At 70.1% G+C, this 7,507-nt stretch carries 7 protein-coding genes and 1 pseudogene; 2 read left to right on the forward strand and 6 right to left on the reverse strand.

Features of this window, described 5'->3' with window-relative positions:
* Positions 1 to 1,291 precede the first annotated feature (1,291 nt).
* Together P3T37_RS36755 and P3T37_RS36760 are read left to right on the forward strand one after the other, a co-directional pair.
* A complete protein-coding gene (locus tag P3T37_RS36755) occupies positions 1,292 to 2,044 on the forward strand; it encodes a hypothetical protein (RefSeq protein WP_280728318.1) in 753 nt (250 codons plus the stop codon).
* Between the two features lie 985 nt (positions 2,045 to 3,029).
* A complete protein-coding gene (locus tag P3T37_RS36760; RefSeq protein WP_280728319.1) occupies positions 3,030 to 3,221 on the forward strand; it encodes a hypothetical protein in 192 nt (63 codons plus the stop codon).
* 102 nt (positions 3,222 to 3,323) lie between these two features.
* On the opposite strand, the gene P3T37_RS36765 is transcribed toward P3T37_RS36760, so the two are convergent.
* From P3T37_RS36765 to P3T37_RS36790, 6 genes and pseudogenes are all read right to left on the reverse strand, one after another.
* A complete protein-coding gene (locus P3T37_RS36765; protein WP_280728320.1) occupies positions 3,324 to 3,539 on the reverse strand; it encodes a hypothetical protein in 216 nt (71 codons plus the stop codon).
* 153 nt (positions 3,540 to 3,692) lie between these two features.
* Positions 3,693 to 4,556, reverse strand: a complete 864-nt coding sequence (locus P3T37_RS36770; protein ID WP_280728321.1) for a hypothetical protein — start codon at positions 4,554 to 4,556, stop codon at positions 3,693 to 3,695.
* A gap of 341 nt (positions 4,557 to 4,897) precedes the next feature.
* Positions 4,898 to 5,770: a hypothetical protein gene (locus P3T37_RS36775; RefSeq protein ID WP_280728322.1), complete on the reverse strand. Its 873-nt coding sequence runs from the start codon at positions 5,768 to 5,770 to the stop codon at positions 4,898 to 4,900.
* 59 nt (positions 5,771 to 5,829) lie between these two features.
* Positions 5,830 to 6,180 carry a helicase associated domain-containing protein gene (locus tag P3T37_RS36780; RefSeq protein ID WP_348533322.1) on the reverse strand — a complete coding sequence of 117 codons (351 nt, stop codon included), beginning with the start codon at positions 6,178 to 6,180 and terminating at the stop codon, positions 5,830 to 5,832.
* A 148-nt stretch (positions 6,181 to 6,328) separates the two neighbouring features.
* Positions 6,329 to 6,544 (reverse strand): annotated as a pseudogene (locus P3T37_RS37120) (helicase associated domain-containing protein); the annotation flags it as partial.
* A gap of 9 nt (positions 6,545 to 6,553) precedes the next feature.
* On the reverse strand, positions 6,554 to 7,279 hold the full coding sequence (locus P3T37_RS36790) for a helicase-related protein (protein ID WP_280728323.1): 726 nt from the start codon (positions 7,277 to 7,279) through the stop codon (positions 6,554 to 6,556).
* Positions 7,280 to 7,507 lie beyond the last annotated feature (228 nt).

Here is a 7,507-nt window from a genome sequence, read left to right on the forward strand (position 1 = left end):
GGGGGCGGACGCCTACAGCTTAGGCTTCCCGCTGACGCGGGAAGCAGCGGTGCTGACGCACCGCCAGGTGCGGGGGTGCCGGCTACGCCGTCACCGTGCGTGGCGTAGCTCGGCTGCGCCTCGGCGGGCCGTGCGTGGCAGAGGGAATTCGCCGATGGCGAATTCGCGGGCACGTGACGCGCCATCGTGGCGGGCGTCGGGCGTCGCTGCGCTCCGCCGAGCGGTGGCTTTTCCCCGGGCCTACGGCCCGTCAACCCGTCAGCCTTCTGGCTTGATTGGGCGAGCCTTTTTCACGGCCCTATCGGGCCGATCGGCTGGCAGCATTCCCGGGCTGCGCCCGGGGGTGAGCGTTGACGATGTGACGCGAAATTCGGGTAGCGGCCCCTTCCCCCGAAACACCGGGGTGCCGGCCCCGGTCCTGCGGCCCCTGCGTTGACGATGTGTCGCGGACTTCCGGTATCAGCCACAACCCTCCCTCTCACGGCCCCCACCGGTGACCGTCCTGCGGCCCTCGCCTGGACTCCCGGGCCACCGCCCCGACCGTACCTCCCCGCGGCCCGTGACGGGCCCTCACCGGCACCCTGTCCGCGGGTCCCTGACGGGCCCTCAACACCACAATCCGAACCGGCGTCCAGAGCGCTTCCGACAGCGTTTCCGACGCCTTCGCCAGAGCGGCGTGCGGCCCTACCATAGCCGCCCGCGAGGACGCACGGACGGCGAATACCGACCAGCGCGGCTCCATTCTCGGTTGCACCATCCGGCGGCATTCTCACACCGAATATGGATTACATTCCTCTCCTTTCTCCGAGTGAAACAGAAAAGCCACGCGAGGCGCAACGGCGAGAAACAGAATTCAGGCACGCAGGAAAGGGGCCTACGACCCTCGCGACCGACACTACACCCGCCGTTCCCGGGCCTTCCAGAAATCCCGCGAGACGCCCCCCGGAACAATTCCCCCGGCAACGACACCAAACCGAACACCGGGCCAAGGCGGCGGGAAGGGCGAGGCCCGAGACGGCCGGACAAGCCGGGCACCCCGGGCGGGCAGGGCACGGCCCTGACGGCGCCACCAGGGCCCGGCGGCAGGACAGCCGGACCAGGCGCAGCGGGACGGCCTGGCGGCCGACCAGGACGGCGGCCAGGCCCAGCAGCCGAGCGCTGCACCGGGCGGGACGAGCAGCACGGCGGCGGGGAGCGGCCGAGGCCGGCGGGCCGGACGGTGGCAAGGGCATAGCGGAGAAGCAGCGGAGGGCGGCCTGGCGGCCTGCGTGCAGGTGCCTAGGCTGACGGAATGACAGGAGTACTGGAGTTCGGTGAGCTGCTGGCGCGTCTGATGGACAGACGGGCGCTCGACGCCACCGCGCTCTCGGCGGTGGCCGGCGCCGACCCGGCGGAGCTGCAGGCCGTACTCGACGGGCGGGAGCCGACCGGACGGCTGCTGCGGGACCTCGGGCCGATACTCGGGCTGCACACCGCTGACCTGTTCATCCTCGCCGGACAACCGGTCCCCGACGACCTCACGCCGGTCACCCGCAACCCGAACTGGTCGATCAGATCCGTCGTCTACAACACGATGGGCATGCCCGCCGAGAACCGGGCCCTGCTGCTGGACGCGATCCGGGCGCAGCCCCTGGTGCTGCGGGAGGGGCGGGGCGGGGTCGACCGGCCGTACCACCGCTACGAGCCGGGCTTCGGTGCGGTGCTCCTGACGCTCACGCACCACCGGAACCTCACCTGGCTATGCACAGCGCAGGCCCTACACGCGGTGACCGGCGGGCGGATCTACCTATCAGCCTCGACCGTCGGCGGGGTGGGCCGCGGCACCATCGAACCCACCCCCGAGCTGGTGGTCGGCTTCGCGGGTGTGCTCGGCCTTGCCGCTGCCGACCTCGCGGTACTCGGCGGCATCCACCTGCCGAACGATCTGCCACCACTGCACCCTCGGGCAGCGGACGTGGCCGCCGTCATCTGGGAAGCCCGACACCTGACCACCGCCCAACTCGATGAAGTCCACCTCACATCACGCCACCTGACCGGCCGCTAACCGACTCCTTCAGGCGCAGCACCGTGTGCCCGCACAGGGCGGCCTGGCCGCCGCGAAAGGGGCGGTACGGCCTGCGGCCGACCCGTGAGGGGCAAGGGACCAGGCCTGACGGCCCGGCACGAGCACGGGGCCGGGCCTACGGCACCGGCTTGGCGGGCGAGGCAAGCCGTCGAGCCCGGCCTGGCGGCCGGCACTGGAGCGCAGCGGCGGCGAGAGCGGCACGGCCTCGACGGGCCCAGCGGAGCGGACGGCCTGACGGCCACCCGAACAACCAGAGCCACCACGGCCTCGACGGCGACCAAGGCGCAACAGGCCGGCCCGGACAAACCGAGCCACAACGGCGCAGCGCCACCGGGACGGCAGACCACGGACAGCAGCGCGCCGTGGAGACGACCACCCGAGAACCCGCCCCCCAGGCCCGGGAGCGGCCAGGCAGAAACCGAACACCGACAGGCCCTCACCCGATCATTCCGGCTCGAATCAAGGAAACCGCTCTGGTCAATTCAAAGAAACACGCCACACGAAATTCCAACCCGAACACACGACAAAACAGGCCACCAACCGACCGAGCAGGCCAGGAGCACCCCCAACCCCACCCGCCACCACACACAGTCACCAACCCACCACCGGCCCGACCCACTAGAGGCCCCAACAGGTCCAACCAAAGGTCCAGACAAGTCGGCATATAAGGCCATTCCACGTCCCACAACAACAACAGGTCACACCACCGCTTCGACCATCCCGCCCTATGAGGTCGCGCCTGCCGGCAGACACCGAACGCCCACCACTCGACTCTTCCGGAGTCTGGTCGACCAATTCAGCCACAGATTGTAGCTGTCATTGTACAAAGCGTCACTTTCTCCTGGATGCACGCAGCCCCGCGCATCCCGCGACAAGGTGACACCGGGCGTGCACTTTTTTTCCGGGCATTCGGAGGCGACAACACGTACCAGGTCGCCGACCCGACCAGCCGAAGGACAAGCCCATGGACATGCGCCAACTGACCGGCACACTGATCGTCGCCCCCGCCGCCCTTGGCCTGCTCGCGCGCCTCATGCGTCACCCCCGGGGCGCGCTGACCGAACTCACCAGCGCGCTCCGTGACCTGATCACCTTGCGGATGGTCCTACGCGACACAAACCACGAGCAGCGTGCCGCCCTCCTTCGCGCCCACTGAGCCTGGCGCGCCGAGCCCACCAACGCCCCGCGCAAGCCCACCTCGTCGCGGAGCCGGCGGCACAGCAAGTGACCGCTGATGCACACCGAGCCGCCGACCCGGCTACACCTTGCGGTTCAGGTAGCCACGGGCATTCCGCTGCCGGATCTCCCACCACGGATCGTCCGGAGCGGAGACCAGCGCGGCCACCACCTCCCGCTTGGTCGGGGCGGGCAGAACCAGCGGGCCCAAGTCCTTCGCGGCACGGTCCCGCTCGCACTGCGGGCACTCCAGCCGGTCCGGGCCCGCCTTCTCGTTGAGCTCCAGCAGCGAGCCCACCTCCCCGCCGATCGAGCCCCGGCACGACCAACACGGGCGCAGCGAGGCGTTCGCCGCGCGGGCCGCCTCCAGCCCTGCCTGGGCCTCGGCCTCCAGCCGCTCCTCACGTTCCTGGTGGCATGACCAGCAGCGGCCACCCGGGCGGCAAGCAAGTTAGTCGTCCGTGTCCCGCCAGCCGGCGCCCTGCTGCTGATCCAGCCGTCTGTATCCACCGGTCATCACCAGCACTGCCCCGCCGGGCTCCGCATGCCACTCTGCGCCGACCAGCCGCCGGGAACCGTCCCCCTCGTCAACCACGAGCCGAGGGGCTACCAGTCGGCCGTTGATGATCCCGCTGGGCAGGAATCTGGCCGGAAGGTTGCCGAATACCTCCGACTCGCCGGCCCCGCCCGGGGTCAGGTGAGCGGCCACGCACTCCTCGCTCACGGTGTTCTCCGCACGGCCAGCCGCGGCCCTGCTGGCCTCCGCCGCCAGCCGCCGAAGCCCTGCGGGCGAAGTGCCGGCCTCCATCAGCGCTTCGAGGGAAGCCTTCTGCCCGCTGTCGACAGCGGAGGCATAGCCCGTCACCAGACACCACGGCTGCTCGGGCTGCAGGCGGTAGCAGGAAAACGCGGCGGGCCGCGCAGGCTTCCACGAACCGTCCGGCCGCATGACATTCGAGACCAGGTAGACAGTCGGCCGTCCCTGTTCGAACGCCGCCAGCGTGAAGGCGTGTACCCGGTGCTCCTCCGGGATCCGGCGCAGCCAGGCTCTGCCTTTGCGCGCCAGGGTGTCGGCGATGTCCTGGGGACTGCGCTGCCCCGCTGGATGGGACAGCACCTGGTCGAGCCAGGCCGCGGTGTCGTGGTCCCCCCACTGCGCAATCCCGGTGTAACAGACCAGGCCGGACCAGTCCCGGTACTGCAGGACAGTCTGCTTCTGGGCAGTGTGGCTCCTGATCTCGCGGCCAGCTGTGAGGCGGAAGTCGGACGTCTGAACAATGAGGTTCGGGCTCACCAGCGTCAGGTTCAGGGTCATGGCCCAAGTCCTCCTTGCCCACGGCGATCTGCCGCCATGATGGCGGCCCCAGTGCGGCACCGCTCGCCGAACACGATGTGAACCCCTGAACAGCCAGAGCCAGGCAGCAGGAAGCGCTGGCCACCATCACGATGGACCGGCGCTTCGTCTCGCGGCGCTCAGCGGTCGGTGGGCCGAGGAGGCTCGCCGGGGTGCCGCACTGGCTCGGCGGTGACCACCTGGCGCGCTGTCCGTTGGCAGGCGTTACGGCTGCTTCGGCCCTGAGACAGCACTGGAGGCCGCCATCTCTGCGGGGACGGCGGCCTCCAGGCGTAAGCGAATCGGTGGCGGCTGCTCCCCGGTCAGCGGGGTGGACTGGAACGCTCCGCGAACAGGTCGATGGCCTTGTTGACGGTCATGCAGGTCAGCTCCGTCCTCGACCGCAGTTCGCTGGCAGAGCCAGTCAGCCGGAGGAACACACGGTCGCCCTCCGTGGCCCGGACCTCGCGGTGCAGTTGGCCGAGGGAGCCGCCGAGGTCGCCGTGGGCCAGCGCGCTGCAGGCCCTCCACATCAGCTCCAGCAGGCTGGCCATGTCTGGCCGCTCGCCGGAGCTCTTCTGCAACTGCGGAAGCTGGCTGCCGGCCTCGCGAACCACGTTGCCGTAGCCGGGAAACCGCAGCTCTTCCTTCACCTTCTTCGGGTCGTTCTGCGGCCCGCCTGCCGCTGTGAGCAAGTCAACCAGGTGCTGGCGCTGCTGCTCCTCGGTCCTGCGTGGTGGACCGGGGTCCTCTTGTGGCAGGAGAGCATTGGCGGCTTGCGCCACCCGGTCCATGGCGTGGCGGTTCTTGATGTCGTCGTTCTGCAGGGCCAGGCGGCGACGGATGCGCTCGTACCGGCTGGCGGGCGCCAACAGCCACACTGCGCGAGCGCTGTTCTCCAAGGCCCCGCGCAAGAGCGTGAACGAGCCGTACGTGTGCAGGACCAGGGTTACTCGCTCGGCGTCCATGTGCTGGACCAAGGAGGAGCGCAGACAGTGGAGGTGGTCCGCTGCCGCCTGGACGGCGTGCTGGACACTGTGGGAGACCTGGTACGGATCGGTCTTGGCGTCGTCGCCGGCCAGGGGGCTGCCGGACGGCACCTGCCAGTGGAGTTCCCGAAGCGGCTCGTACTGCTCGAGCAGACGGTCGAGGCTGGCCACGGTCGCCCGAAGTTGTTCAGTGTCGTCATCCTCCATGCCCGGACTCTACGGACCTGGACCGACGCAGGCACCAGGTTTGGTGTGCTGGCGGGTGGTCAGGCGCCCAGGGCGGGACTGTGCAGGGCGTCCAGGGGCGCGCTCTGCTGCTCGGTCAGCTTCCCCTCGGTACGGGCCTTCTCCTGCTTGCGCAGCCACGTGCCCGGCCGGAACGCCGAATCGTCGCCGAGGCCGGTGCGGTTCGCCGGGCCGTCCAGGGTTCCGCCGGCGGCGAGGTAGGCAAGCAGGCGGCGGTACGACCTGTTCCAGTCCGGTTCCATCCGCCACAGCTCGTCCAGCGCGTCGAGCTTGGCCACCTGTTCCTTGGTCAGGTTGTCGGCCTTGCGCTGGCGGCGCATCCACGCACCCACCGCGTAGTCGTCCAGCTTCGCGGTCGCCGGGATCGCCAGGTGCCCGTGCTGGCGGTGGAAGGCGGCGGTGGAAGGCGGCGGCGTAAGCGGCCCCGCGCTCCCACGCGTTGGCGTTCTTCGACCAGATCATACCGAGCGCGTCCATCTCGCTGACGCGGGCCGGGTCGAGCAGGCCAGAACCGTTCAGGTGGCGCTGGCGGGTGAGCCAGGAGATCAGCTCGACGTGCTTCGCCTTGTCAGTCGGGTCGAGGTGGCCGTGCTCGATGTGGAACGCGGTGGCGACGGCGTGCATCCGCTGCCACTCGGCCGCACGCGGGTTGAACGCCCGCAGCTTCACCGTCTGCAGGATCCGCGCCGCGTGCTGCTTCGCGTTGATCCGCAGCCACTCGATCGGCGACTCCATCGCCGCCGGCTACTGCTCGCCCTCCCCGGCCTCGGCGGCCTCGCCCTCGGTCGGCTTGGCCGTGGTGGTGTGCGCGGTGCCCTGGGATCGCTTGCCGCGCAGTTCGGTGATGCGGCCGACCACCCGGGCGTCGTGCGCCGCCAGTGCCCGCAGCACCCGCCAGATCGTACGGAAGGAGCTGGCCTCGATCTCGGCGTCGGCCTCGGCCTTCACGGCCTCGCCGGCGTCGTGGACCTCGGCGGGGTCGGCGGCCGCCGTGTCGTCGCCGACCTCCGGTGTCGGCAGGTAGACCGGGATGATGACCCAGGACACCTTGCCCTGCCCGTAGGACTGCCTCAACGCCCGGCCCACCGCCTGGACGATGTCGATGACCGACGACTTCGGATCCGCGAAGCAGATGGCATCCACCGCTCTCACGTCGATTCCCTCCGACAGGAGCCGGGCGTTGCAGAGGATTCCGCACTCCTCGCCGTCGTCGCCGGTGTGGGCCTTGAACTCGGTGAACGCGGCGCGGCGGTCCTTGAGGCGGTCGGTGCCCGCGACCGCCTTCGCCCAGATCCGCTCGGAGCGGTCCTCGTCGGGCAGCAGCTCGCAGGCGTCCAGCAGGGTGTTCGCGAACTCCCGCGCGGCGGACACCCGGGAGTGGAAGGTGATGACGCGGCGCAGGCCGAGGTCGGCGACGGCCGGGAGGTTGAGCAGCTCGCGCAGGTCCTCGTCCGTGACGAGCGGTACCAACACTCGGTAGTCGGCGAGGTAGCCGTGCTCGATGCCCTGGCCGAGCGGTCCAGGTGAAGACGGTTTCGCCGTAGATCCGGGTGTCCGTCATGGAGCAGAGGGCGGGCAGCGCCTGGCCGTCGTCGGCGTCGGTGAGGTCGGCCAGGCCGTCCTTGGCGCGCCGGTCATCCGCGATCCTCGGGGTCGCGGTGAAGTACAGCCGGCGCTTGGCCGGGACCTGGGCGTCGT

Source organism: Kitasatospora sp. MAA4 (assembly GCF_029893355.1).
GTDB lineage: Bacteria > Actinomycetota > Actinomycetes > Streptomycetales > Streptomycetaceae > Kitasatospora.

Coding starts and splice junctions, on each gene's coding strand:
- P3T37_RS36755 (WP_280728318.1), top strand. CDS start 1,292: ATGACAGGAGTACTGGAGTTCGGTGAGCTGCTGGCGCGTCTGATGGAC.
- P3T37_RS36760 (WP_280728319.1), top strand. CDS start 3,030: ATGGACATGCGCCAACTGACCGGCACACTGATCGTCGCCCCCGCCGCC.
- P3T37_RS36770 (WP_280728321.1), bottom strand. CDS start 4,556: ATGACCCTGAACCTGACGCTGGTGAGCCCGAACCTCATTGTTCAGACG.
- P3T37_RS36775 (WP_280728322.1), bottom strand. CDS start 5,770: ATGGAGGATGACGACACTGAACAACTTCGGGCGACCGTGGCCAGCCTC.